The following is a 23334-nucleotide window of genomic DNA, read 5'->3' on the forward strand; positions in this document are numbered from 1 at the left end:
CGCTACGAGCGACCTCGAACGGGCGCCGCCTGCCTCAACGCAGGCTCAACCCGTATTACGCAACCCCGCCGCAATCCCGTTGATGCACAAATGAATCCCGCGCCGCACGCGCGCGTTGGTATCGCCCGCGCGGTGACGCTTGAGCAGTTCCACTTGCAAGTGATTCAACGGATCGAGATACGGAAAGCGATTCTTGATTGAACGCGCGAGCAGCGGATTCTCCGCGAGCCGCTCGCTCTTGCCGGTGATCTCCGACAACGCGTTCGACGTGCGCTCCCATTCCGCGACGATCCGCTCGAACACATGTTTGCGCAGCTTCTTGTCCGACACGAGTTGCGCATAGCGCGACGCGACCGCGAGGTCGGTTTTCGCCAGCACCATGTCCATGTTCGAGAGCAGCGTCGAGAAGAACGGCCACGTCTTATACATTTTCTTCAGCAGCGCGAGGCGGCGCGTGCGTTCGGCATCGCTCGGCGCGCTGTCCAGGTGCGCGGCCACCGCGCTGCCGAAGCCGTACCAGCCGGTCAGCAGCAAACGGCATTGGCCCCACGAGAAGCCCCACGGAATCGCGCGCAGGTCCTCGATCTTGCGTTGCTTCGGGTCTTGCAGCTTGCGCGACGCCGGACGGCTGCCGATGTTGAGTTCGGCGATCTCCGAGATCGGCGTCGACTCGAAGAAATACTCCTTGAAGCCAGGCGTTTCGTAGACCAGCGCGCGATAGGAGGCCATCGCCGCGTCGGACAATTGCTGCATGGTCTCCTCGAACACCGGCAGTTGCGCCGGCGCGTTGCCATGCGGCAGCAACGACGCTTCGAGCGTCGCGGCCACCACGATTTCCAGATTGCGCCGGCCGATTTCCGGATTGCCGAACTTGCTGGCGATCACTTCGCCTTGCTCGGTCAAGCGGATCTGCCCGTCGACGGTGCCCGGCGGCTGCGACAGAATCGCCTGATAGGTCGGACCGCCGCCGCGGCCGACGGTGCCGCCGCGTCCATGGAACAGGCGCAGCGTGATGCCGCGCTCGTTGAAGAGCGACACCAGCGCGAGTTCGGCGCGATACAGCTCCCAGTTCGACGTGAGGAAGCCGCCGTCCTTGTTGCTGTCCGAATAGCCGAGCATGACTTCCTGCTCGTTGCCCTGATGTTCGATCAGCGCATCGACGCCCGGCAGCGCGATCAGATCGCGCATGATGTGCGGCGCGTTGCGCAAGTCGGGGATCGTCTCGAACAGCGGAATCACCATCAGGCCCGCTTTCGCCGGAGCGTGCGCGTCGCCCAGACGCCCGCGCAGCAGGCCGGTTTCCTTTTGCAGCAGCATCACTTCGACCAGATCGCTGACGGTCTCCGTGTGCGAAATGATGTAGTTGCGCACCGCGCGCGCGCCGAATTTCTCGCGCGTGATGCGGGCTTCTTCCAGCACGCCGAGTTCGCTCTTCACGAGGTCGGAATACTCGGCATACGGCAGACGCAGCGGACGCGGCTGGGCCAGTTCGGCGAGCAGCACCTTGAGCTTGTCGTCCTCGGAAAGCGCCGCGTAGTTGCTCTCGACGCCGGCACGCTTGAACAGTTCGGCGATCACCGCTTCGTGAATGTCCGAGCTTTGACGCAGGTCGATGCTCGCCAGATGGAAGCCGAACACTTCGGCGGCGCGCGCGAGCGGCGACAGGCGCGGGGCCGCGAGCGGCGCGCCGTGATGCTCGGCGAGCGAATCGATCAGCACGTGCAGATCGCGCACGAATTCGGCGGAGTCGCCATACGGCTTGGCGCGCACCGGCGCCGCGCCGCGGCCCGCGCTGCGCAGCGGCACGCTGCCTTCGCCGAGGCGCACGCGCGCGCTCGCCGCGAGCCGCGTGTACATGCCGATCAGCGCGCGCCGATACGGCTCGTCCGTGCGATGCGGCGACTGGTCGGGCGAGGCGGCCGCGAGTTCCTTCAGCGCGTCGCTGGCGCCGGCCAGCAGGTTCGACACCGACAACTCCGCGCCCAGCTTGTGCACCTGCTCCAGATAGTGCTCGAAGATCACCGCGGCCTGGCGGTCGATGGCGTGTTCGAGCGTTTCGGCGGTGACGTTGGGATTGCCGTCGCGGTCGCCGCCGATCCAGCTACCCATCTGGAAGAACGGCGGCAGGCGCGCGGCGAGGCCGTGCTCGGTGAGCGCGTCTTCGATATCGGCGTAGAGCGCGGGGATTTCCTCGAGGAAGGTCGCGCGGTAATACGACAGCGCGTTTTCGATTTCATCGGCGACGGTCAGGCGCGAGTCGCGCAGCATGCGCGTTTGCCAGAGCGACGTGACGCGCGCGCGCAGCATCGCTTCGTTGTGCGCGCGCTCGCGGTCGGTCAACGGCTGATCGCGTTCCGCGAGCAGACGCGCGACGTCGTGCTGCGCGTCGAGAATGCTCTTGCGCTGCACTTCGGTGGGGTGCGCGGTCAGCACGGGCATGATCAGCGCTTCGTTGAAGAACTGCTGCAATACCGGCGTCGCGGCGGCGCCCGCCTCGACGAGCCGTTCCAGCGCGTGAGCGATGGTGCCCGGTTGCGAGGTGGAGCCGGCGAGTTCGTGAATCCGGTGACGGCGATTGCGGTGGCGGTCCTCGGCGATGTTCGCGAGGTGCGAGAAGTAGCTGAATGCGCGCACCACGCTGACCGTCTGCTCGGGGCTGAGCGAACGCAGCTTCTTGTCGAGCGTCTGCGCGGCGGCGCTGTCGTCCTCGCGGCGAAAGCGCACGGCGTTCTGGCGGATCGTTTCGACCACGTCGAACACCGCGTCGCCTTCCTGCTCGCGCAGCACGTCGCCGAGCAGGCGCCCGAGGTAACGGATGTCCTGGAACAGCGGGTGGTCTTTGTCGTCGCGCGTGCGGCCGTTGTTTTTCGGCGCGGGCGAGATCGTCTCGGTCGACACGGCTTCCAGCATGGGTGCTTTGTCGGCACCGTTGGCCACCGCTTTGACCTTCGGGGCTTTCGTCGTGGCCGGTTTCAGTGCGTGGGCGGCGTTCGCGGCTTGCGTCGCCTTGGCGGTCCTGGCCGTCTTCACCGCTTTCTGTGCTTTTTCCGTCTTGACGGGCACCGAGGTTTTGGCGGCCTTCGGCGTTTTAGCGGCATTGGCGGCCAGCGTGGTGTGGCGGGCGCGTTTGGCCGGTATCGACTGAGCGGCGGAAGTGGAAGAAGCGGCGGTGGCCGTGGCGGCGTCGGCCGCGCAAGCGTTGGGCGATGCAGTGTTGCGGCGGGCAGGGCGCGCCGATCCGGAAGACGTCACGATGGGTTTCCTCAGGGAAGCCAGGGTCTGTTGAGTGATGAACTGCTACTGCGGAACTGCACTATGAACTGCAACGTGAACAGCAATCTGAACTGCGCGACACGGTATGCGCCGATGGCGATACGCGGAGAGGGTGGCCGCGCGTTGCGCGACATGCGGCGCGCCTCGTTGCTTTCATGAGGCTTGCACTTGCGCGATCGGCACGTTGCGCCGCGTTGCATCATCCCGCATGCCGAGCTCCGGTGCGCGAACGACCGTGCGTGATCAGGCGGGAATGGGGCAGGCGCGCGCCGCGTGAGGCCCGTCTCCTCCATCGATACCGCGCCAGCACGGCGCCCCGCCGCGCCCCATGACATAAGGCTGGAAACAGGGGCAGAGGCCGGGGCGGACCCCAGGGCGCGTGCTAACATTGTTTGTTATTACACCCCGTCATTCGATCAGCAAGCTAATGAACACCGAGACGTTTTCCACGCCACCCCACACGCTTGTGATTGCGTCGCGAGAGAGCCGCCTGGCCATGTGGCAAGCGGAGCATGTGCGATGTGCGCTGCACAAATTATATCCATCTTGTGACGTAAAAATCCTCGGAATGACGACGCGCGGCGATCAAATTCTCGATCGCACCTTGTCGAAGGTGGGCGGCAAGGGCCTCTTCGTGAAGGAGCTGGAAGCCGCTCTCGCCGACGGCCGCGCCGACCTCGCCGTGCACTCGCTCAAGGACGTGCCGATGGAATTGCCCGCGGGCTTTGCGCTGTCCACCATCATGGAACGCGAGGACCCGCGCGACGCGCTCGTCTCCAACGATTACGGCTCGCTTGCCGCGCTGCCGGCCGGCGCGGTGGTCGGCACCTCCAGCCTGCGCCGCGAGGCGATGCTGCGCATCCGTTATCCGCACCTCGTGGTGCGGCCGCTGCGCGGCAATCTGGATACGCGTCTGTCGAAACTCGATCGCGGCGACTATGCGGCGATCATTCTGGCCGCGGCCGGTTTGAAGCGTTTGGGTCTCGAGGCGCGCATCCGCGCGCTGCTCGATCCCGAGGACAGCTTGCCCGCCGCCGGTCAGGGCGCGCTCGGCATCGAGATCCGCGCCGATCGCGCCGACCTCGCGGCCTGGCTCGCGCCGCTGCATCACGAACATACGGCGCTGGCCGTCGAAGCGGAGCGCATGGTGTCGCGCGTGCTCGGCGGCAGTTGCGAGGTGCCGCTCGCGGCCTATGCCATGTGGCACGACGGCGCGCTGCATCTGCGCGGCATCGTCGCCACGCCCGACGGGCAACGCGTGTTGAGCGCGCAGGCCTCGGCGCCCGCGCCCAACGTCGAACGCGCGATCGCGCTCGGCCAGCAAGTGGCGAGCGCGCTCGAACAGCAAGGCGCGATGGAGATCGTCCGCGCGCTGAGCACGGCGAGCGGTCCCGCGTCGGCCTCCGGTTCGACAGACAGCGCGGTGACCGGCGAGTGATGACCGCCGACACTTTCGGCAACACTTCGTCATCCGCCGCGCGCGCGGCGTTCACGGTCGTGATTACGCGGCCGGCCGGTCAGTCGAGCGAACTCGCCGCGCGGCTCGCGGCGGCCGGCATCGTCACGCTGGATTTCCCGCTGATCGACATCGCGCCCGTTGCCGACGAAGCGCCGTTGCGCGCCGCGCTGGCTTCACTCGAACGCTATGCGCTGGTGGTGTTCGTCTCGCCGAACGCCATCGATCACGCCTTTGCCAAAAGCGGCACGATCTGGCCGCATGCGCTGCCGATCGGCGTGGTCGGGCCGGGCAGCGTGCAGGCGCTGGTGCGCCACGGCGTCGCCGCGCCGGCGTACAACGTGATCAGCCCGGCCTCCGGCGCCGATGACGACAACGGGCGCTTCGATTCCGAGGGCCTGTTCGCGGCGATCGATGCCGCGCTCGGCGCGGCGAATCTCGAAGGCAAGCGCGTGCTGATCGTGCGCGGCGACGGCGGCCGAGAGTGGCTGGCCGAGCGTCTGCGTGAAGCGGGCGCCGAAGTCGAAACGGTCGCCGCGTATCGGCGACTCGTGCCGGAACCGTCGATCGGCGCATGGGCGCGCGTACACGAACTGCTCGCCGGCGCGCCGCATGCGTGGCTGCTGACCAGTTCGGAAGGCGTGCGCAATCTGCACGAACTCGCGCAGGAACATCTCACCGCCGACGAACTCGCGCAGCTCAAACACGCCGCGCTCGTCACGCCGCATCCCCGTATCGCGCAGACCGCGCGGGCATTGGGTTTTGATAGCATTACGGTGTCCGGCGCGGGCGACGAGCGCATCGCTCGCGCCTTGCTTGCAGCCGCATCGGCCGCCGCACCCGCAGCCGCACCTTCCGCAGTTAAACCGGTACCGTCCAACCCGGCTCACTCACCGGCTAAATCACGCATGACAGAAACGAACGCATCCACGAACGCTTCACCCCAGCCCGCCGCGAGCAGCGGGTTGCCGCCGAATCAACCCTTCACGCCCTATGAAGCGCAAAAGCGCCGCAGCGCGAGCGGACCGCTGCTGTGGTTTGTCGTCATGATCATTGCTTGCGCCGCGGGCGTGGGCGGCTATGCGCTCAACCGCAAGGTGGAGCGCGCCGAGCAGCAACTCGCGCAGCGCCAGCAAGCCAACGACACGCAGACCAACGAACTGCGCATCAAGACCGAACAGGCGCTCGCCACGGTTCATCAAGCGGACGCGCACGTCGCGCAGCTCGAAGGCAAGCTCGCCGATACGCAAGCCGCGCACCAGGCGTTGCAACAGCAATACGCCGATCTCGCGCGCAATCGCGACGACTGGACGCTCGCCGAAGTCGGCCAGATGCTCTCGGCCGCGAGCCAGCAGTTGCAGCTCACCGGCAACACGCAACTCGCGCTGTTCGCGCTGCAAAGCGCCGACACGCGACTCGCCGCGTCGGACAACGCGCAAGTGGTGGCGGTGCGCAAGGCGATCGCGCAAGACATCGACAAGCTGAAGGCGGCGCCCTCCACCGACTTGACCGGCCTCGCCATCAAGCTCGACAACGCGATCGACCAGGTCGACAGCTTGCCGCTTTCCGGCGAGGCGCCGATCGCCCGCGCCACGCCGAAGGCCGCCACGTGGACCGACACCGCCAAGGTGGCCGCGGCCACCGGCGAGCCGCGCTGGAAGGTGTGGTGGCGCGAAGTCTCCAGCGGCATCGGCCAGCAGTTGACGAGCCTCGTACAAGTGCGCCGCATCGACAACGCCGACGCGATGCTGGTCGCGCCCGATCAAGGCTACTTCGTGCGCGAGAATCTGAAGATGCGCTTGCTGTCCGCGCGCCTCGCGCTGCTCTCGCGCAACCAGACCACGCTGAAGTCCGACCTGCACGCGGCGGATGCCGCACTCACGCGCTACTTCGACAATTCGTCGAAGAACACGCAGACCGTGGCCGACCTGCTCAAACAGGTGGATGCCGGCTCGGCCGCGGTTGAACTGCCGAATCTGAACACGAGTTTGCAAGCCGTCAATCAATACCGGAGCCGAGGTTAATCATGGCGATCCGGGGACTTCTATGGCTCGCGTTGCTGTTCGCCGTCGCGGTGGTGCTGGCGGTGGTCGGTCGCTTCGACACGGGGCAGGTGCTGCTGATCTATCCGCCGTACCGCGTCGACATCTCGCTGAATCTGTTCGTGGTCGGGCTGGTGGTGCTGTTCATCCTGCTCTACGCGCTGCTGCGCATTGTCCGCAATATCTGGCGCATGCCGCAGCGGGTGGCCGCCTACCGTGCGCGCTCGCGGGTCGCAAAGGCGCACGCCGCGCTGCGTGACGCGATCGGCAATCTGTACGCCGGGCGTTTCTCGCGTGCCGAGAAGGCCGCGAAGGATGCGCTCGCGAACGGCGACAACAAGGGCGCGGCCGGCTTGATCGCGGCCACCGCGGCGCATCGCATGCATGAATATGCGCGGCGCGACGAATGGCTCGCGCAGATCGAGGAAGCCGACTGGCAGGACGCGCGCCTGATGGCTACCGCCGACATGCGCGCCGACGGCCGCGACGCGGACGGCGCGCTCACCGCGCTCACTGAAATGCAGTCGCAGGGCGCGCGGCGGATTCACGCGCAGCAGATCATGCTGCGCGCGCAACAGCAGTTGAAGAACTGGGGCGAGGTGCTCAAGCTCGTCAAGACGCTGGAAAAACGCGAGGCAATTCATCCGGCGGTGGCGGTGCGTTTGCGTCAACTGGCGGCGGAGAATTTGTTGCGCGACCGGCGTCATAACGCCGATGCGCTGCTGGAGTTGTGGCATTCGCTCACGCCTACCGAGCGTCATTCGCCGCGTCTCGCCGATCTCGCCGCTGAACTGCTGGTGGCGCTGAATCGTCCGCAGGAGGCGCGCAAGATCGTCGAGGAGGCGCTCGCGCAGAACTGGGACGCGCGCTTGCTGCGCCGTTATCCCGACACGGCCGGAGGCGATGCGTTGCCGTTGATCCAGAAGGCCGAGGCATGGCAGAAGGATCGCCCGGAAGATGCGGACTTGCTGTTCGCGTTGGGCCGCTTGTGTCTGCATCAGCAACTGTGGGGCAAGGCGCAATCGTTCCTCGAGCGCGCGCTGAAACTCGCCGATAACGAGACGTTGAAGATTCGTTCGCATCGCGCGTTGGCGCGCTTGCATGAACAACTCGGCGATGCGGACAAGGCGAGCCAGCATTATCGCGAGAGTGCGTTGGCGATGAATATCGTTTGACGGTTGCGTTGCGCGATGGATGTCATCTTGAATGGCCGGCGTTGCCGGCCATTGTTTTTTTCGGTCTTTTTTTACGGCAGCCGGTTACTGCACGGTGGCGGTGGCTAACGTGACGGCGGTTTTCGCGGATGGGTTTTTGCGCTGGGAAGCGGTTGCGCTTGCTTTTGCGTTGGCCTCGGTGACAGGTGCTTTTCCTCTCTGCGATGCCTCGGCCAGCAACTTCGCTGCATGATGTGCCGTGATGCGCCTATGCGGGACGCCCTTCGCGTCTAGAGCAATGACCTGGAACAGCTCACGGTCGCATTCGAGTTCCTGTTGATACTGCTCCGCCGTGTCTACGAGCAATTCGATGAGCGTTCTTTGTCGCTGTCTTTCGTCGCGCGTGATCGCGGGATTTTTCACTATCGAAGCCGCGAGCGTGATCAACGTGTCCAGTTGACCGACCTGTCGGTCGCATAGCTCGAACGCGGAAAGGGCAAGCTTTTCGTACTGAAGTGCGTCGACAGGCGGACGCGAAGCCGGTTGATTTTTGACGGACCTGGTCATGGTGCGATCTCCCTGTTGCTTCTTTGGATCGCCCGGACACTTGCCTTTTTGGCGGAAGGGGTGAGCGGGCACGTTAGCGGGGTTAGCAGACCGGGATTTCACCAAAACCGGCGAGCCTTGCGGCTCCCCCACCACGGCCCGCCCATTGAAAACAGGCGTGCGGAGGTAGACGCACGACCCGCCAAGGCGGGTGTGCGGGTGAAATCACAGGCTGCTAAACCTGGTCGCTGGGTGTTTCCCGGCGACCAGGTAATTATAAGGGAGGCGACCTTGGTTGCATTCAACCTGGTGGGCTAAATGTCTCGGGTTGGCTGAAGGGATAAGGGCGGGTAGGGCGCGAGGTGGGTGTGCGGGATTCTGGTGGTGTCGGATGCGGTTTAGGTGGTGGTTTGGTTGGCTGTTTTTGAACGATGCGGGGGACTGGGTCGACCCGTAAGCGACGACTGCCGTGACACCCCGGATGTCCGCTTTTCCATACGAACCGGACGGCAGTGGCATCTATCTTGGCAAATCGATGAGCACACACGAGTCGGACAATTCGCCTCCAGTACGCAACGAATGCCGGTCCGTCGTGCGCTACCCGCGCAGCCTCATGCGAACTGCTACGCCGCAGCGATTTCCTCAATAATCCGGAATATCACTTGGAAGTTAGCAAAATCTTCCTGCTGCCCATTCAAGCAAAGCCAATCGCACACATTGCGTTTTTCATCCTTGTTCACCGACGTGACCGCAGATTGGACGACTTCTTCGCCCCTAATTCTGCTTAAAGTCTGCGGACGTACGTCTATGAAGCGGGGATTCGCCGCTTCAAGTTTTTCGATAGTGGCAGGAGGAAATAGGTTCTCAATTCCTATTTTTACCGGATTTTCTTGGATCGTCGGCATAACCCGCCTGAAAATCTTACTGTTGTCCGCGTTTTGCTTACTTATATCGCAATCGTACATCAAGATAACCTTCCCGGGAAGAACCGTGGAAATATGATTGTTATAACTTTTCCATATTTTATCTAGGTTTCCAAAGCCGTCCCCATCTCTCACCTCAACACGAGCCAGAACATCCTCTTTACCAAGAAAATGTGCCGCACGGTTCAGATATCGAACATCATAATCACCTTCAACAAACACGATTGGCTTAGATAACCTGATCAGCTCCTCGCCTATTTGCTCTCTGTATCTCTCAGTTCTCTTAAATTCATCATGCGCAGAAACAAACTCCGAAAAATCGGATGAAACAATTTGATTGCCCTTGGGCATATCAATGATTTTGAAGCCATTTTCACCAAGAGCCCTCTCCATCCCCATAAGGAAAAGAGGGGAGTGAGTGGTGACAATAAACTGAACCCCCGGAAAAGAAGCAATTAATTCAGGAAGCACGTCGATTTGATGGCCGCTATGAAGGTGTGCATCAATCTCATCAATTACCACAATACCTTTCACATCTGCGAGCTCGTTAAAGCTTGCGTCTGACAAATCAAAATCCCGCAAAATTGATAAGAAAAGATTCAACAGCTGAACCTCTCCAGTCGACAGCTGGAAGAGATTGGGAATCCACGCCGCCTCATCCTTGATAATTGAAATTTGGCGCTGCTTTCTGTTGCCGATCCCAAAGCGAATATTACCCTCTTCCCGCAAGACAACCTTAAGAAGCCGCAAAATCGCCTCGTAGATCGCATTGCTTTGCCCCCTATAGCCCCCAAATATTCTCAACATTTGAGGCGGCTGGTTCTCGCTGGCTGGCAACATCAGGGTCGGCATTTGCAATTCGTACATTTGTCGATCAAAAAGCACGTCCAATAGCCAATCTCTGTTTTCCCGTAACGGAGAGGTGCAAATTATGTTTCTATTAGAATAGCCAGAAATCCTCTTTATATCTGTATACTTCGCTCGAGAAGTCAGATTTCCGACATTCAACCAACCCGGGTCCTCAAATCGATTCACCGGAAAATACAGATTACATTGTTGCTTCACCATTTTTTCGACGTCGTTTCTATAGTTCGCGAAATTAGACGAAAAATGCGACGCCTCGTTTTCTGGAATCTGAGGCCAACTCTGGCGTGCCGGAGTGTAAGCCAAGTTCTGCTCGAAATCGCTCCGGCTTTGCAGTAACTGCCACTCGGTGACGCTGACGGATGCGGAGAAGTTAACTTGGGAAAATGAATAATAACTTCCACTTTTTACGTACAACGGGCTTCTGTATTTATATACCTTCCCTCTCTCCACTTCTACATCCTCAAAAATTTCCTGTTTCGCTGCGATCATGCAATTAACGATATGGGAAAGCAAAATACTTTTTCCAGAACCATTCTCTCCGACGATTATTATCGGCTTCGGATTTTCATGCCCTTCGTGTAGCGTCAGGTTTATATAATCGATTGGACCGTTGTTTTCGAGCTCAATATTTTTCAGGTACATTCAAACCTCTTTTTTTGATGAAGCAAGGTAGTCAAGCTTTGCATGTTTGACCTGCTACGAGTTCAGCTACGTGTGGCGCCGCCAACTTATGCCCATGTTTTTGCGCAGCTTGTTTGGAGGGAATTTATGGAATTTTTCTGGAACGTGCAAGCAGTTCGCCCGGGACCGGCACTAACTCGTTCTCGGATGCCATTCGCGCTGGACTAGAGTTTGGTTTTTGCAGGGTACGCGACCCGGTTCACGTGAATGTCTTATTTCGAGGGCGTAGCAGACGACGCAACTTCGCGAACGAACCGTCCCTTCCCGCCGAACCGAGACAAATCGCGGCAGTCTCCGATCAACCGACCGTAATCAAATGTCGCGCTTGAGTCGGCCGATCAACCGAACGACCTCTGAAGGACTGTCGAAGTGGCGACCAAGCCCCAGTCCCCAGAAACAACCACTACCAACTACGCATCAGCGCATCAGTCAGTTGCATCGCCGACTAGCCCCAACTATCTTCGCCATCCGGTCGGTCTCCGCAGCCTGGCAGGCGGCAATTTCCACAGGCACGATGGAACCGCCTCCGTTTTCCGCCTCGGCGGCCTTCTTGCAACTCGCATCGCGTCGTTTCTTCCACCCGGCGATCTTCTTATCCAGACGCGCTTTGCAGCCTGGCGATTTCGCGGATTTCTCGTCAACAACGTCTTGCAGTTTCTGTTCAGCGACCACCTTGTCGCGCCATGCACAAAAGTTCAGGCTCGTCTGGTTTGCGTCACAGTTCGCCAGCATGCCTTGCACCTCGCTCGCCGGCAGACCGCTCTGCCGCGAGATAACGTCAGCGGGATCAGGTGGTGTGCCAGCAAATGCAGAAGAGCACGCGAGCGCGAGAGCCACGAAAGCGACTCTCATCGCGCCCCCTGAGCGAATGGCGCAGCCTCTTCGCGGCGGCGGTTGACAAGCCCATTTACGCGGCGCGGCGGCAGGCGGCGTCCCTGTGTATCGCGCGGATGCACATAGACGCAGAGCGCCATGTTGCTTGCAACCAGCCTATCGTTGCCACTATTGGCGGCAACAAACGTGTCACGCGATCCGGCTTCCCCTGAGTTATAGACAAAGCTCACCAATGCGTCGAACTGCGCCTGCGTGAGTTCGCGGTCTCGCACATTGCGGCGAACGATCTGCTCCGTGAGTCGGACCTTAGTGGCAAGTTGCGCATTGACCTGCGCGACTGACACCGGACGTTGGAGTTCTTCCGGCGTGCAGAAACCAAGGTGAGCAAGTGTGCCGACTCCATAGGTGCAGTTGTTCGCCACATCGTTGTAGTAGCTCATCACGGCACCTTCCCGACGGCGCAAATCCGCCCAGCCGGCAGGGCTGAGACCCAATGATTCATTCGGCATCGTTTCCTCGCGGAGACCAAGTCGACAAGACTCTATCATTCGTCAGCGGAGAAAGGGATTGCTGACTATGACTTGTCACTACTAGTGCAGATTATCGGGGCCGCAGTATCGGAGTTTCACGCTGAGGGGCCATAGCGTATGGCTAGTGTTCGCTCCTGCCGGGTCACTGTTCTTTACGATCGGCATATGCCTACCCCATCGACCGGACCTATCCGTAATTTCGTGGGCGAGGCATATCATGAAGGATCAAAGTCATGGATATGCCGATGAAGAAGAAACGCACCGTCGCTTCGCAGGCAGCGGCCCGAGGGCCGCTGCCTGCCCTGCCTGAAGCGCTGCTCGATGAACTGGTCAAGGGGCCGATGACGCCCGCCGAGGTCCAGGACCTGATGCTCGCGTTCAACAAGGCGCTCATCGAGCGCGCGATGGGCGCCGAGATGAACATGCATCTGGGCTACCGGCCCGGTCAGCCCAAACCCTCCGAGCAGACCAACGAACGCAATGGCGCCAGCGGCAAGACGGTGATCACCGAGCGCGGCCCGCTCAGGGTCGATCTGCCGCGCGATCGCGAGGGGAGTTTCGAGCCGCTGCTGATTCCCAAACACGAGCGCCGTTTCACGGGCTTCGACGAACGCATCATCGCGATGTACGCGCGGGGCATGAGCGTGCGCGAAATCCAGGCGTTCCTGGCCGAGAGCTATGGCACCGGGGTCTCCCCCGACTTCATCAGTTCGGTCACTGACGAGGTGATGGCCGAGACGCTCGCCTGGCAGAGCCGCCCGCTCGAGGCGATGTATCCGGTGGTGTTCTTCGACGCGCTGCGCGTGAAGATCCGCGACGACGGCGTGGTGAGCAACAAGGCCGTCTATCTGGCGCTGGGCATCCAGGCCGATGGCCAGCGCGACGTGCTCGGCCTGTGGATCGAACAGACCGAGGGCGCGAAGTTCTGGCTCAAGGTGTTCAATGAACTGAAGACGCGCGGCTGCCAGGACATCCTGATCGCGGTGGTCGACGGCCTGAAGGGCCTGGCCGGGGCGATCGGCACGGCGTACCCGCGCACGACCGTGCAGACCTGCATCGTGCACCTGATCCGCAACAGTCTGGAGTACGCGAGCTACAAGGACCGCAAGAGCGTCGCCGCGGCGCTGCGTCCGATCTATGCAGCCGCGAGCGAACCGGCCGCCCTGCAGGCCCTGGAGGCCTTCGCCGAAGGCCCATGGGGAGCGAAGTACCCGACGATCGTGCAGTCGTGGCGACGAGCGTGGGAGAACGTCACGCCGTTCTTCGTGTTTCCCCCCGAGATACGCCGGGTCGTGTACACCACAAACGCCATTGAGAGTCTGAACATGCAGCTGCGCAAGATCATCAAGACCCGCGGCCACTTCCCCAACGACGAGGCCGCCATCAAGCTGCTCTGGCTGGCGCTGCGCAACGTGCTGGCAAAATCAGTACGGGCGGCATTCGACTGGTCATCCGCCATGAACCAGTTTGCTATCCTGTTTGGTGAGCGATTCACCAACGCACGCGGGTAACTCCGCCCATCGCCTCGCACACAAAAATGCGGACAGGTTCCATCGACCGCGCTGACGCGCTTTCCCCTTCAACGACACAACGACCCATGCCGGAAAATAGCCGCCCACATCCATCCCAGCCGACTGACTCAGGTATGCTGGCGCCTTCGGGACAGCTTCCGTTCAAGGGGAGAATATGCGGCGCGTCGTATTCAATCAGAAAGGTGGCGTAGGCAAATCGACCATCGTCTGCAACCTTGCGGCCATCAGCGCCAGCGAAGGTCTGCGCACTCTGGTTATCGACCTGGATGCCCAGGCGAATTCAACTCAATACCTGCTCGGCCCGCAGGCCAGCGAGGCCCATCCCACCGTCGCTGGCTTCTTTGAAACCGCGCTAACGTTCAGCTTCCGGCCCGTAGAAGTAACGTCATTCATTCATCCGACGCCGTTTGAGAATCTGGACATCATGCCCGCTCATCCTGACCTGGACGCGTTGCACGGCAAACTGGAATCCCGCTACAAGATCTACAAGTTGCGTGACGCGCTCAACGAGCTCGACATGTATGACGCGGTTTATATCGACACGCCGCCAGCGTTGAACTTCTACACCCGCTCCGCGCTGATCGCCGTCGAGCGGTGTCTGATCCCGTTCGACTGTGATGACTTTTCCCGTCGCGCGCTTTACACGTTGCTGGAAAACGTGAAGGAGATCCAGCAGGATCACAACGTCGCACTGGAGGTGGAGGGGATTGTCATCAACCAGTTTCAGCCTCGTGCGAGCCTGCCTCAAAAGCTGGTCGACGAACTCGTCAGTGAAGGCTTGCCGGTGCTGGCTTCGCGGCTGTCTTCGTCCGTGAAGATCCGCGAATCGCATCAGCAGGCGACCCCCGTCATTCACCTCGATCCTGGACACAAACTTTCGCAGGAGTATCGGGCCTTGCATCGTGAATTGGCCGGATAGCGGGAATCGGCAGACGGCCGGGTTCGGCCGAGATGGAACGAATATCCAAACGTTGGTTTTGCTCAAATATCGGGCATGCCGAAGTCGGATTAGGGGCGCAGTTTCGGCCCCTAACCGACCGTAGTTGAGCAAAGTTGGTGAACCGCCGCTTTGTCCGTCGCCGAGCCGCTGTGCCCGACCCCCAAGGGACCGTCAGTCTTCCCGATAGCAGCCGCTCGCTGACGAATATCTCGTCTTTGATGCGACGCAGCGCATCTTCGATTCGACCTCAATAATGGCTTTGCCGGCTGGACCTTTCCAAAGTCCGCGGTGATCGCCGGGACCTGTCGAGGGTTCCGCATACCGCTTCCTGGCAATTACAAGCCATCAATTTAGATAGGCTCTTTTTGTTGATTGCGTACGGTAGTCTCCGCTATTGACGGGGCTGCAACTTCGTTCATCGCGTCACAGCAACCGCGCGGCGGGCTATTTTCAAAGCAATAAGTCAACGTCCGCGCGCATTCCAAATCAGGAGACGGACATGGATTCGAGCACTATTTCTTTCAAGGCAAGTAACGGGTTATTTGTTGGCAGGGAGGAGCCCACGAACCTGATACTGGCCACAAAGCCAGGCGTGGATTCTTTTGGCAAATTCACGGTGCAAGTCGTAGCGCCGGGTAAGATCACCTTGCTTGCGGATAATGGGCTTTATCTCTCGAGGATCAGCGGCCTATTTCCACATTCAAGCAACGACTGCATTCTGGCCACGAAAAAGACCGTCGATGAGTTTTGCGTGTTCTCATATCAGTACGCGCCCGCCTCTCCCTCTTTAGTGCTGCAGGCGGATAACGGACTCTATGTCTCCGTTGGATCAAATCAGGACGTTGATAACGCTCTCATTCCGGGAAAGAAGGACATCGACCCATCTTGCTACTTCCAGTTGATTGGATCGATTCCCAGCTCCAACGTCCGGGACGGTACCTTCAAACTTCCGCCGAATACGAGGTTTGGCGTGACCGGGCTTGTGAACTCGGCCACACCTCAGGAAATCGCCGTCTTCATCGGCGACAATCCGAAGCCCTACACCCTGACCGGCAAGCCGGGGACTCAGGATGGTCAGATGGGCACCGTGATCCTCGAATCCGACAGTACCGGCGTTGTTCGCCTTACCGTGACGGCAAATGGCAAGCAGTCGAAGGTGATGTCGCGTCAAGTCGACCTGAATCAGACAATCTACTTCGGGCTCCTCGGATCGGAGGATGGCACCGATAACGACTACAACGACTGTCTCGCGATTCTCAACTGGCCTCTTGGCTAGACGCCAGTCCGGTTGCTGGGGGAGATCTCCTTCATCCAGCCGGGGTGAACTTGTCAGAAGGCGCATAAGGTCAAGCAGGAGTGACGTGCCCAGCGCGTGAAGTTGCCGGGTAGAAGTACCCAATGTTAACTTCGGAGTGGAAAAATGACGCAACAGTCAGAGAATGGTCAAAAGCAACAAGAAACGCCTGCTGCGATCGGCAGTCAGGCCGCAGGAGTATTCGGCGGTGTTTCACTGATGTCCCAGCCAGAAGAATTGGCAAGCGGCTGGCCTAGCACGATGCAGGACTTTGGTACTCGTGACTGGATGCACTATGACTGGACCTTGTCGGAGGCTGAGTACAATTGCCGCGTGCTGTACTGGACCGGTCATGATTCGGGTAGTCCGCTCTGTACGATCCCGGTCCTTACAGGCAAGTGGCTCATCATTAACAAGTCCAATATGGACATCCGGTGCCGCAATGCAACACAGAAGAGCGGTACGTACCTGGTTGTAAAGGCAGGTACCATCGTCGATGCCTACGCGATCAACACGAATGATGAAACCGCTCAATCGATGTTCGCTGTTCCGGGCGGCGCGAATCCGGATCAGACCACCAAGCCTTATGTGCTGCCCCATGCTTCCGCAACGGTGCTTGGTGGCATCAAGGTAGGTCAAGGCCTGGAGATCTCAGCCGACGGTACGTTGTCGGTCGACCTTTCGGCTCTCCAGGCGCTGCTGTCCCCCAAAACGAACGTAGGGCCTGGGCCTGTTTCGACACCTCAGCCTCATACCCAAGTCGGGGATGGCACGTTCAAGCTTCCGCCGGGCACGAGGTTTAGCGTAACGGCGCTGGCCGAATCCACCTCCGAACAGACGGTTGAAATATATGTCGGCCAATCCGAAAAGCCGCGTCCGCTGTCAGGTCCGGGAGCGGACGGTATTCGCAGCATAGGAACGACGATCCTTGATGCAGACAGTACGGGGATAGTCCGCATCACTGTGTCGGCAAACGGCAAACCGTCGAAAATAGTATCGAGCCAGGTCGATATCCAGCCTTCTGGCGGCAAAACAATTTCCTTCGGGTTTGTTGGGTCGGACGATGGCACTCGTAACGACAACGACTACAACGCCGCTATCGTCTTTCTTAGCTGGCCGGTCCAACAGACCTAGCGATTATGCTGGTCGGCGCGACATGTATGGTTTGATTGACGCGCTAAGTCGTGGTTGATGTATCGGGTAAGGCGAGTGCGGTCACGCCGCACTCGCACGTTGCATGGCGCCGGCCTCGCGGAAACAGGATTGCACTGTGTCAGTCACGACTGCACCTGACGGTCGTTGATGCCGGAGGAGCGGTGGCCATGAGTCGCTTGGGCCGAAGCCGCGGACGATCTGTCAGAACTCGATTGGCGCGGTCGTGTCGGCAACCATTACATAAGTTAGTCCCGCATTAAAATTCGGCGGCTCCGCGAGAGCAAGCTGGGAAACACATCAGAAACAGCGCAAGCATAAACAGCCGACGCATATCAATGCTCCAGAGAGATTTTGAGCAAGAAGCTTCTCCTCGACACTTCTTTTCAAAAAGACCTCCAGAAGTTGGAATAATGCCGAACCATCGGATTACCGAACGAGAATCACGATATTCTTCCGATCCGGCGGAATCAGCTCAAGCGCATCCATCTTCTCGCGCCGCACCGTCGAACGTTTGGTTTGGCAATTAAAACAATCAATCTTCAACTAGGGGTAAAACAATCATGCTATTGGGTCGAATCGCTATCTATGGTCTCGCCGTGTCCATTCTCGCCGGATGCGCGGCAGGCCGGACAACTGTCGAGGTCTCCGCGCCTCAAGGCAAAAATCCTGCAACGGGGAAATACGTACGCATTGATTCCGTACAGGACAAACGCACGTTCACCGTCGCCCCTCCCAGCGCCGACATGGCGTCACTGGATCCGGCTGAAGATTCTAGCGATGCGTCGAAAGCTCGCGCGATCGGTCGGAAGAGAAACAGTTATGGCAAGGCGCTCGGCGACGTGGTGCTTCCCGAAGGCAAGACGGTCTCCGGCCTCGTTGAAAGCGCATTGGCTACCGGCTTTCAGGAGGCCGGCTACATCGTCGTGAAGCAGGACGACCCCAACTTTGCCGCCGCCACTCCGGTGACGGCGCAAATCATCGATTTCTGGGCATGGTTCCAGCCCGGCTTCTGGTCCATCTCAACCAACCAGAAGTCGGAACTGCAGTTGTCAGGCGATGTCGGCGCGCTTCATGGTGAGCAGACCGTCAAGACGCGCGTTAGCGAATCCAAGCAAGTCGTGGTTGCCAGCGACTGGCAGGAGATCGTGGAAAAAGGCCTGTCGGCGATTACGCTGCGGACCAAGGATCTGTTAAGCGGGAAGTAGGTCCATCGAGGAGCGAGCCGCCTCGCTCCTCATGAAGACGGCAAGCGCGTCTAGCTCGCTGGTCCAGAACCGCAACCGGTATCTGGACCAGCGAAGCGCCAGCAAAAACCGCCGCCGCCACTCACTTATTAACCATCTTCGCCGGCACACTAATCGCCAGCAACCCGCCAAGCACGAGAAACCCGGCCAGCATATACATCCCCGAATCGTTCGCCGAGGTTGCCTGCTTGAGCCACCCCACCGCATACGGACTGAGAAAGCCCGCCAGATTCCCAATCGAATTAATCATCGCAATCCCGGCCGCCGCGCCCGTACCCGCAAGAATCGCGGTCGGCAAACTCCAGAACAGCGGCAACGTGGTGAGAATCCCCATCGTGGCGAGCGTGAGCGAAGCCATCGCCAATACCGTGTTGTGCGTCCACACAACAGAAAGAATCAACCCGATCGCGCCCGCGAACGCCGGCAACGCGATATGCCAGCGCCGCTCGCGGTGGCGGTCCGCGCTACGCGACACGAGCACCATCGCCACCACGGCCGCCGCGAACGGAATCGCGGACAACAAGCCGATCGCGAACGCGTCGGTCACGCCGGTCGTCTTGATGATGGTCGGCAACCAGAAGCTCACGCCGTAAAGACCCATCACGAACGAGAAGTACGTGAGGCTCAGCATCAGCACGCGCCCGCTCGTGAGCACCTGGCGGATCGGCATGTCGTGCTTGGTGGCTTCCTCCGCGGACACATGGCGCTCGAGCAACTCCTTCTCTTCGGCGGTAAGCCACTTGGCCTTCGCGATGCGGTCGTCCAGGATGAAGAACACCAGAATGCCGACCAGCACCGACGGAATGCCTTCGAGCAGAAACAGCCACTGCCAGCCGTGCCAGCCGTTCGCGCCGTTGAAGCTCTTCATGATGTAGCCCGAGATCGGACCGCCGATCACGCCCGACAGCGCGATCGCCGTCATGAACCAGGTGGTCATGCGGCCGCGCCGGTGCGACGGATACCAGTAGGTGAGGTACAGGATGATGCCGGGGAAGAAGCCCGCTTCGGCGATGCCGAGCAGGAAGCGCATGACGTAGAACATGGTGGGCGTGGTGACGAACATCGTCAGCATCGAGATCACGCCCCACGACACCATGATCCGCGCGATCCACACGCGCGCGCCCACTTTGTGCAGGATCACGTTGCTCGGAATTTCGAAGATGAAATAGCCGAGGAAGAAAATCCCCGCGCCGAAGCCATATACGGCGTCGCTCAGACCGAGGTCCGCGCTCATTTGCAGCTTGGCGAAACCGACGTTGACGCGGTCCAGATACGCGACCACGTAGCAGAGCATCAAGAACGGCGTCAGCCGCCAGCCGACTTTGCGGTAGGTGGCCTCTTCGAAGCTGGAAGGCGGCGCACCCGCGCCGGGATGGTGAAGCGGATCTGCGGGACTGGCCATGATGTCTCCTCTTTTCTTGTGGAAATGAAGTGCCGCTGTCGCCCGATTCTATCCGCGCGGAATGGCTTGCATGACGAATAGATACCGGGGGAAAACACTGACATTGCAAGCGGGCCGCGCGTGCGACGGCCCGCGGCGGCAAGCTGGACGCCGCCTACAAGTCACCTGCGCGTCACTTGCGCGCCACCTACGCGTCACCTACACGCAGCGCCCGCCGTCGACTTCGAGACACACGCCCGTGATGAACTCCGCTTCGTCCGAAGCCAGATACAGCGCGGCGTTGGCGATATCTTGCGGCGTGGAGAACCGCCCGAGCGGAATGCCCGCGAGAAAGCGCTGGCGATTTTCCGGCGTGTCCTCGACGCCCATGAATTCGGAGAGCAGCGCCGTTTCGCCGATCACCGGGTTCACGCAGTTCACGCGAATGCGGTCAGGGCCCAGTTCGACGGCAAGCGATTTGCTCGCGATGATCACCGCGCCCTTGCTGCCGTTGTACCAGACGAGGCCCGGCCGCGGCCGCACGCCGGCCGTCGACGCGATGTTGATGAAACAGCCGCCGCCTTGCTCGCGAAAGTACGGCACGAATTCCTGCACGCTCCAGTAGAGGCTTTTGACGTTCACCGCATACACGCGGTCGAACTCGGCTTCGGTCACTTCCATCACCGGCTTGTTGCGATGCGTCGTGCCCGCATTGTTGACGACGATCTGCACGCTGCCGAAGTCTTCGAGCGCGGCTTCGCGCAGCTTGCGCCAGTCGTCCTGTTGCGCGACGTTGCCCGGCACTGCGATCGCCTTGCCGCCCGCCAGCGCGATTTCGCTCGCCACGCGTTCGGCGGCCGCGCCGTTCAGATCGTTGACCACGACGTTCGCGCCTTCGCGCGCGTAGGTCTTCGCGATGCCTTCGCCGAAACCCGATCCGCCACCTGTGACGATGGCTGTTTTACCTGTCAACCGCATGATGTCTCCGCTGTTTGTTGTGAATGGTGATGCGTTTGCGATGAACCCAGTGCCTAATCAACCCCGCCTAGCCGTGACGAATGGCGATGGTTTTCAGCACCGTGAAGCCATACAGCGCTTCGAAACCTTTTTCGCGCCCGTGGCCCGAATGCTTGACGCCGCCGAACGGCAACTCGACGCCGCCGCCCGCGCCATAGTTGTTGATGAACACCTGGCCTGAGCGCAAGCGCCGCGCGAGACGCATCTGCCGCGCGCCGTCGCGTGTCCAGATGCCGGCCACGAGGCCGAACTGCGTGCCGTTGGCGAGCGCGAGCGCTTCGTCCTCGTCGCTGAACGACATCGCGGCGAGCACCGGGCCGAACACTTCGTCGCGCGCGAGTCGGTGGCCGGCGGGCACGTCGCGCAGCAGCGTGGGCGCCTGATAGAAGCCGCTTTGCGGCGCTTCGGGGATCACTTCGCCGTGCGCCGCCATCGGAATGCCGTCGTGCTGCGCATCGGAGAGAAAGTCCCACACGCGCCGTTGCTGTTTCGCGTTGATGAGCGGCCCGCAGTCGAGATCGGCATGCGAAGGACCGACGCGCAACGCGTGAAACGCGTCGCTCAGACGGTCGAGCAAGGGTTCGTAAATGGCCCGGTCGATCAGCACGCGACTGCCCGCCGAGCAGGTTTGCCCGGCGTTCTGCACGATCGCCGCGACGAGCACGGGGAGCGCCGCGTCGAGATCCGCGTCGGCGAACACGATTTGCGGCGACTTGCCGCCCAGTTCCAGCGTGACGGGCACGTGGTTTTCGGCGGCCATTTGCGTGACCAGCTTGCCGGTTTCGGGCGAGCCGGTGAACGAGATGTGATCGATGCCCGGATGGGATGCCAAAGCCGCTCCCGCCTCGTGCCCATAACCTGTGACGACGTTCAGCGCGCCGGCCGGCAACCCTGCCTCGGCCGCCAGTTCGGCGACACGCAGAACGGACAGACACGCGTCCTCGGCCGGCTTGACGACGCACGCGTTGCCGGCGGCGAGCGCCGCGCCCACGCTGCGGCCGAAAATCTGCATCGGATAGTTCCACGGCACGATGTGGCCGGTCACGCCGTGCGGCTCGCGGATCGTCAGCACCGTGTAGCCGGCCTGATAAGGCAGCGTTTCGCCGTGCAGCTTGTCCGCCGCGCCCGCGTAGAACTCGAAGTAGCGCACGAGCGCGGCCGCATCGGCGCGCGCCTGTTTGAGCGGCTTGCCGGTGTCGCGGGCTTCGAGTTGCGCAAGTTCCTCCTGGCGGGCGGCGACCAGCATCGAGAGCCGGTAGAGCACGCGGCCGCGTTCGGCGGCGCTCGCCTCGCCCCATGCGCCTTCGAACGTGCGGCGGGCGGCCTGCACCGCCTGGTCGATATCCGCGGCGGTGCCGCGCGCGAGCTGGGTGAACGGCTGGCCGTCCGAGGGATCGAGCACGGCGATCGTCTCGCCGCCTGATCCCGCGGACCATTCGCCGCCGATGAAGTGTCGGGCTTCTTCCATGCATGCTCCTTGAGATCGCGCAGCCGGCACTGACGAGGGGCCGGATACGCAGTGTTCACAAACGAGAGGCACAATCGAGAGACGCGGGACGATTATCGCGCCGATCCGGCGACGGGTGCCACCGGCCGATTGGCTATAATGGCGCATTCCGCACTGTCCGGCCGCGGGGCCGCGGCTCCAGGCGAGCTTCTCACGATGCATGCCGCCCGGGCTCACGCACCGCACGCCGTGTTCCGAATTCCATCCTGATCAGAGAGCGCCCATGAGCTTCAATCACGTCCCCGCAGGCAAAGACCTTCCGCAAGATTTCAACGTCATCATCGAAATCCCGGCGCAGAGCGACCCGGTGAAGTACGAAGCCGACAAGGACCTGGGCCTGCTCGTCGTCGACCGCTTTATCAGCACGGGCATGCGCTATCCGGCCAACTACGGCTTCATTCCGCAAACCCTGTCGGGCGACGGCGACCCGGTCGACGTGCTGGTGATCACGCCGTTCCCGCTGCTGGCCGGCTCCGTGGTGCGCGCACGCGCGCTCGGCATGCTGCAAATGACCGACGAATCGGGCGTGGACGCGAAGCTGATCGCCGTGCCGCACGACAAGGTCTGCCCGATGACCGCGAGCCTCAAGTCGATCGACGACGTGCCCGCGTACCTGAAAGATCAGATCAAGCATTTCTTCGAGCAATACAAGGCGCTGGAGAAGGGCAAGTGGGTGAAGGTCGAGGGCTGGGCGGACGTCGAAGCCGCGCATAAGGAAATCAGCGAAGGCGTGGCGAACTACAAGAAGTAAGCTGCGTCGCCACGCTGCTGGCATGACGAAAACCGCGCGGGCCCGAAAGGGCCGCGCGGTTTTTTAATGGGCTTGCCAGGCATGCGCGTGCCGCCCGCCTGGCCTTGCGCGACGCACATAGACGTATTGCATCGCCCGCATGAACCGAAGCCATTTTTATAGTTAGGTGTAAACCCTTATGATCTGTCGCCTGTCGCAGCTTCGTTA

17 protein-coding genes are annotated in these 23334 nt (G+C 61.1%); 9 read left to right on the forward strand and 8 right to left on the reverse strand.

What is annotated here, in order from left to right; all coding sequences use genetic code 11:
* Positions 1–45: 45 nt before the first annotated feature.
* Positions 46–3252: a phosphoenolpyruvate carboxylase gene (ppc, locus tag ACOCG7_RS16390; protein WP_114162035.1), complete on the reverse strand. Its 3207-nt coding sequence runs from the start codon at positions 3250–3252 to the stop codon at positions 46–48.
* Positions 3253–3700: 448 nt separating this feature from the next.
* Between ppc and hemC the strand changes: the two genes are divergently transcribed.
* Genes hemC through ACOCG7_RS16405 form a run of 3 tightly spaced genes read left to right on the forward strand, consistent with a single transcriptional unit; the run spans position 3701 to position 7946 of the window.
* On the forward strand, positions 3701–4711 hold the full coding sequence (gene hemC, locus ACOCG7_RS16395; RefSeq protein ID WP_083085452.1) for a hydroxymethylbilane synthase: 1011 nt from the start codon (positions 3701–3703) through the stop codon (positions 4709–4711).
* Positions 4711–6753, forward strand: a complete 2043-nt coding sequence (hemDX, locus tag ACOCG7_RS16400; protein ID WP_114162036.1) for a fused uroporphyrinogen-III synthase HemD/membrane protein HemX — start codon at positions 4711–4713, stop codon at positions 6751–6753. Before hemC ends, hemDX begins: the two co-directional genes overlap by 1 nt.
* A gap of 2 nt (positions 6754–6755) precedes the next feature.
* Positions 6756–7946 (forward strand): heme biosynthesis protein HemY, encoded by a 1191-nt coding sequence (locus ACOCG7_RS16405; RefSeq protein WP_114162037.1) that lies wholly within the window; start codon positions 6756–6758, stop codon positions 7944–7946.
* Positions 7947–8030: 84 nt separating this feature from the next.
* On the opposite strand, the gene ACOCG7_RS16410 is transcribed toward ACOCG7_RS16405, so the two are convergent.
* The 4 genes from ACOCG7_RS16410 to ACOCG7_RS16425 form a co-directional block, all read right to left on the reverse strand.
* Positions 8031–8492 carry a hypothetical protein gene (locus ACOCG7_RS16410; RefSeq protein WP_114162038.1) on the reverse strand — a complete coding sequence of 154 codons (462 nt, stop codon included), beginning with the start codon at positions 8490–8492 and terminating at the stop codon, positions 8031–8033.
* A 602-nt stretch (positions 8493–9094) separates the two neighbouring features.
* Complete coding sequence (locus ACOCG7_RS16415) at positions 9095–10903, reverse strand: AAA family ATPase (protein ID WP_244219968.1); 1809 nt, start codon at positions 10901–10903, stop codon at positions 9095–9097.
* 468 nt (positions 10904–11371) lie between these two features.
* The gene (locus ACOCG7_RS16420; RefSeq protein WP_114162039.1) at positions 11372–11794 is read right to left on the reverse strand and encodes a lysozyme inhibitor LprI family protein; all 423 of its coding nucleotides are present in this window, start codon (positions 11792–11794) and stop codon (positions 11372–11374) included.
* Positions 11791–12285: a lysozyme gene (locus ACOCG7_RS16425; RefSeq protein WP_114162040.1), complete on the reverse strand. Its 495-nt coding sequence runs from the start codon at positions 12283–12285 to the stop codon at positions 11791–11793. The genes ACOCG7_RS16420 and ACOCG7_RS16425 overlap by 4 nt, the downstream gene beginning before the upstream one ends.
* A 260-nt stretch (positions 12286–12545) precedes the next feature.
* Between ACOCG7_RS16425 and ACOCG7_RS16430 the strand changes: the two genes are divergently transcribed.
* The 5 genes from ACOCG7_RS16430 to ACOCG7_RS16450 all read left to right on the forward strand — a co-directional run bounded on the left by ACOCG7_RS16430 (position 12546) and on the right by ACOCG7_RS16450 (position 18432).
* Entirely contained in the window at positions 12546–13817 is a 1272-nt protein-coding gene (locus tag ACOCG7_RS16430; protein ID WP_412534878.1) for an IS256 family transposase, read from the forward strand.
* A gap of 175 nt (positions 13818–13992) precedes the next feature.
* Positions 13993–14757 carry a ParA family protein gene (locus ACOCG7_RS16435; protein ID WP_083085441.1) on the forward strand — a complete coding sequence of 255 codons (765 nt, stop codon included), beginning with the start codon at positions 13993–13995 and terminating at the stop codon, positions 14755–14757.
* Between the two features lie 520 nt (positions 14758–15277).
* Positions 15278–16054 (forward strand): fucose-binding lectin II, encoded by a 777-nt coding sequence (locus ACOCG7_RS16440; protein ID WP_114162041.1) that lies wholly within the window; start codon positions 15278–15280, stop codon positions 16052–16054.
* Between the two features lie 144 nt (positions 16055–16198).
* On the forward strand, positions 16199–17206 hold the full coding sequence (locus ACOCG7_RS16445) for a fucose-binding lectin II (RefSeq protein ID WP_161553681.1): 1008 nt from the start codon (positions 16199–16201) through the stop codon (positions 17204–17206).
* Between the two features lie 581 nt (positions 17207–17787).
* Complete coding sequence (locus ACOCG7_RS16450; protein WP_114162042.1) at positions 17788–18432, forward strand: flagellar biosynthesis protein; 645 nt, start codon at positions 17788–17790, stop codon at positions 18430–18432.
* A gap of 121 nt (positions 18433–18553) precedes the next feature.
* Here ACOCG7_RS16450 and ACOCG7_RS16455 read toward each other — a convergent pair whose 3' ends face one another.
* The 3 genes from ACOCG7_RS16455 to ACOCG7_RS16465 all read right to left on the reverse strand — a co-directional run bounded on the left by ACOCG7_RS16455 (position 18554) and on the right by ACOCG7_RS16465 (position 22337).
* The gene (locus ACOCG7_RS16455) at positions 18554–19873 is read right to left on the reverse strand and encodes an MFS transporter (RefSeq protein ID WP_073430753.1); all 1320 of its coding nucleotides are present in this window, start codon (positions 19871–19873) and stop codon (positions 18554–18556) included.
* Positions 19874–20071: 198 nt separating this feature from the next.
* Entirely contained in the window at positions 20072–20830 is a 759-nt protein-coding gene (locus tag ACOCG7_RS16460; RefSeq protein WP_114162043.1) for an SDR family oxidoreductase, read from the reverse strand.
* 67 nt (positions 20831–20897) lie between these two features.
* The gene (locus ACOCG7_RS16465; RefSeq protein WP_114162044.1) at positions 20898–22337 is read right to left on the reverse strand and encodes an aldehyde dehydrogenase family protein; all 1440 of its coding nucleotides are present in this window, start codon (positions 22335–22337) and stop codon (positions 20898–20900) included.
* Positions 22338–22599: 262 nt separating this feature from the next.
* Here ACOCG7_RS16465 and ppa point away from each other — a divergent pair, with 262 nt between their 5' ends.
* On the forward strand, positions 22600–23127 hold the full coding sequence (ppa, locus tag ACOCG7_RS16470; RefSeq protein ID WP_083085425.1) for an inorganic diphosphatase: 528 nt from the start codon (positions 22600–22602) through the stop codon (positions 23125–23127).
* Positions 23128–23334 lie beyond the last annotated feature (207 nt).

Origin of the sequence: Paraburkholderia sp. DD10 (assembly GCF_049177125.1) — a bacterium.
Taxonomy (GTDB): Bacteria; Pseudomonadota; Gammaproteobacteria; order Burkholderiales; family Burkholderiaceae; genus Paraburkholderia; species Paraburkholderia terricola.

Bases quoted from the DNA above. Each gene is read 5' to 3' on its own strand.
- hemC (WP_083085452.1), top strand. From the start codon at position 3,701: ATGAACACCGAGACGTTTTCCACGCCACCCCACACGCTTGTGATTGCG.
- hemDX (WP_114162036.1), top strand. From the start codon at position 4,711: ATGACCGCCGACACTTTCGGCAACACTTCGTCATCCGCCGCGCGCGCG.
- ACOCG7_RS16405 (WP_114162037.1), top strand. From the start codon at position 6,756: ATGGCGATCCGGGGACTTCTATGGCTCGCGTTGCTGTTCGCCGTCGCG.
- ACOCG7_RS16410 (WP_114162038.1), bottom strand. From the start codon at position 8,492: ATGACCAGGTCCGTCAAAAATCAACCGGCTTCGCGTCCGCCTGTCGAC.
- ACOCG7_RS16415 (WP_244219968.1), bottom strand. From the start codon at position 10,903: ATGTACCTGAAAAATATTGAGCTCGAAAACAACGGTCCAATCGATTAT.
- ACOCG7_RS16420 (WP_114162039.1), bottom strand. From the start codon at position 11,794: ATGAGAGTCGCTTTCGTGGCTCTCGCGCTCGCGTGCTCTTCTGCATTT.
- ACOCG7_RS16425 (WP_114162040.1), bottom strand. From the start codon at position 12,285: ATGCCGAATGAATCATTGGGTCTCAGCCCTGCCGGCTGGGCGGATTTG.
- ACOCG7_RS16430 (WP_412534878.1), top strand. From the start codon at position 12,546: ATGCCGATGAAGAAGAAACGCACCGTCGCTTCGCAGGCAGCGGCCCGA.
- ACOCG7_RS16435 (WP_083085441.1), top strand. From the start codon at position 13,993: ATGCGGCGCGTCGTATTCAATCAGAAAGGTGGCGTAGGCAAATCGACC.
- ACOCG7_RS16440 (WP_114162041.1), top strand. From the start codon at position 15,278: ATGGATTCGAGCACTATTTCTTTCAAGGCAAGTAACGGGTTATTTGTT.
- ACOCG7_RS16445 (WP_161553681.1), top strand. From the start codon at position 16,199: ATGACGCAACAGTCAGAGAATGGTCAAAAGCAACAAGAAACGCCTGCT.
- ACOCG7_RS16450 (WP_114162042.1), top strand. From the start codon at position 17,788: ATGCTATTGGGTCGAATCGCTATCTATGGTCTCGCCGTGTCCATTCTC.
- ACOCG7_RS16455 (WP_073430753.1), bottom strand. From the start codon at position 19,873: ATGGCCAGTCCCGCAGATCCGCTTCACCATCCCGGCGCGGGTGCGCCG.
- ACOCG7_RS16460 (WP_114162043.1), bottom strand. From the start codon at position 20,830: ATGCGGTTGACAGGTAAAACAGCCATCGTCACAGGTGGCGGATCGGGT.
- ACOCG7_RS16465 (WP_114162044.1), bottom strand. From the start codon at position 22,337: ATGGAAGAAGCCCGACACTTCATCGGCGGCGAATGGTCCGCGGGATCA.
- ppa (WP_083085425.1), top strand. From the start codon at position 22,600: ATGAGCTTCAATCACGTCCCCGCAGGCAAAGACCTTCCGCAAGATTTC.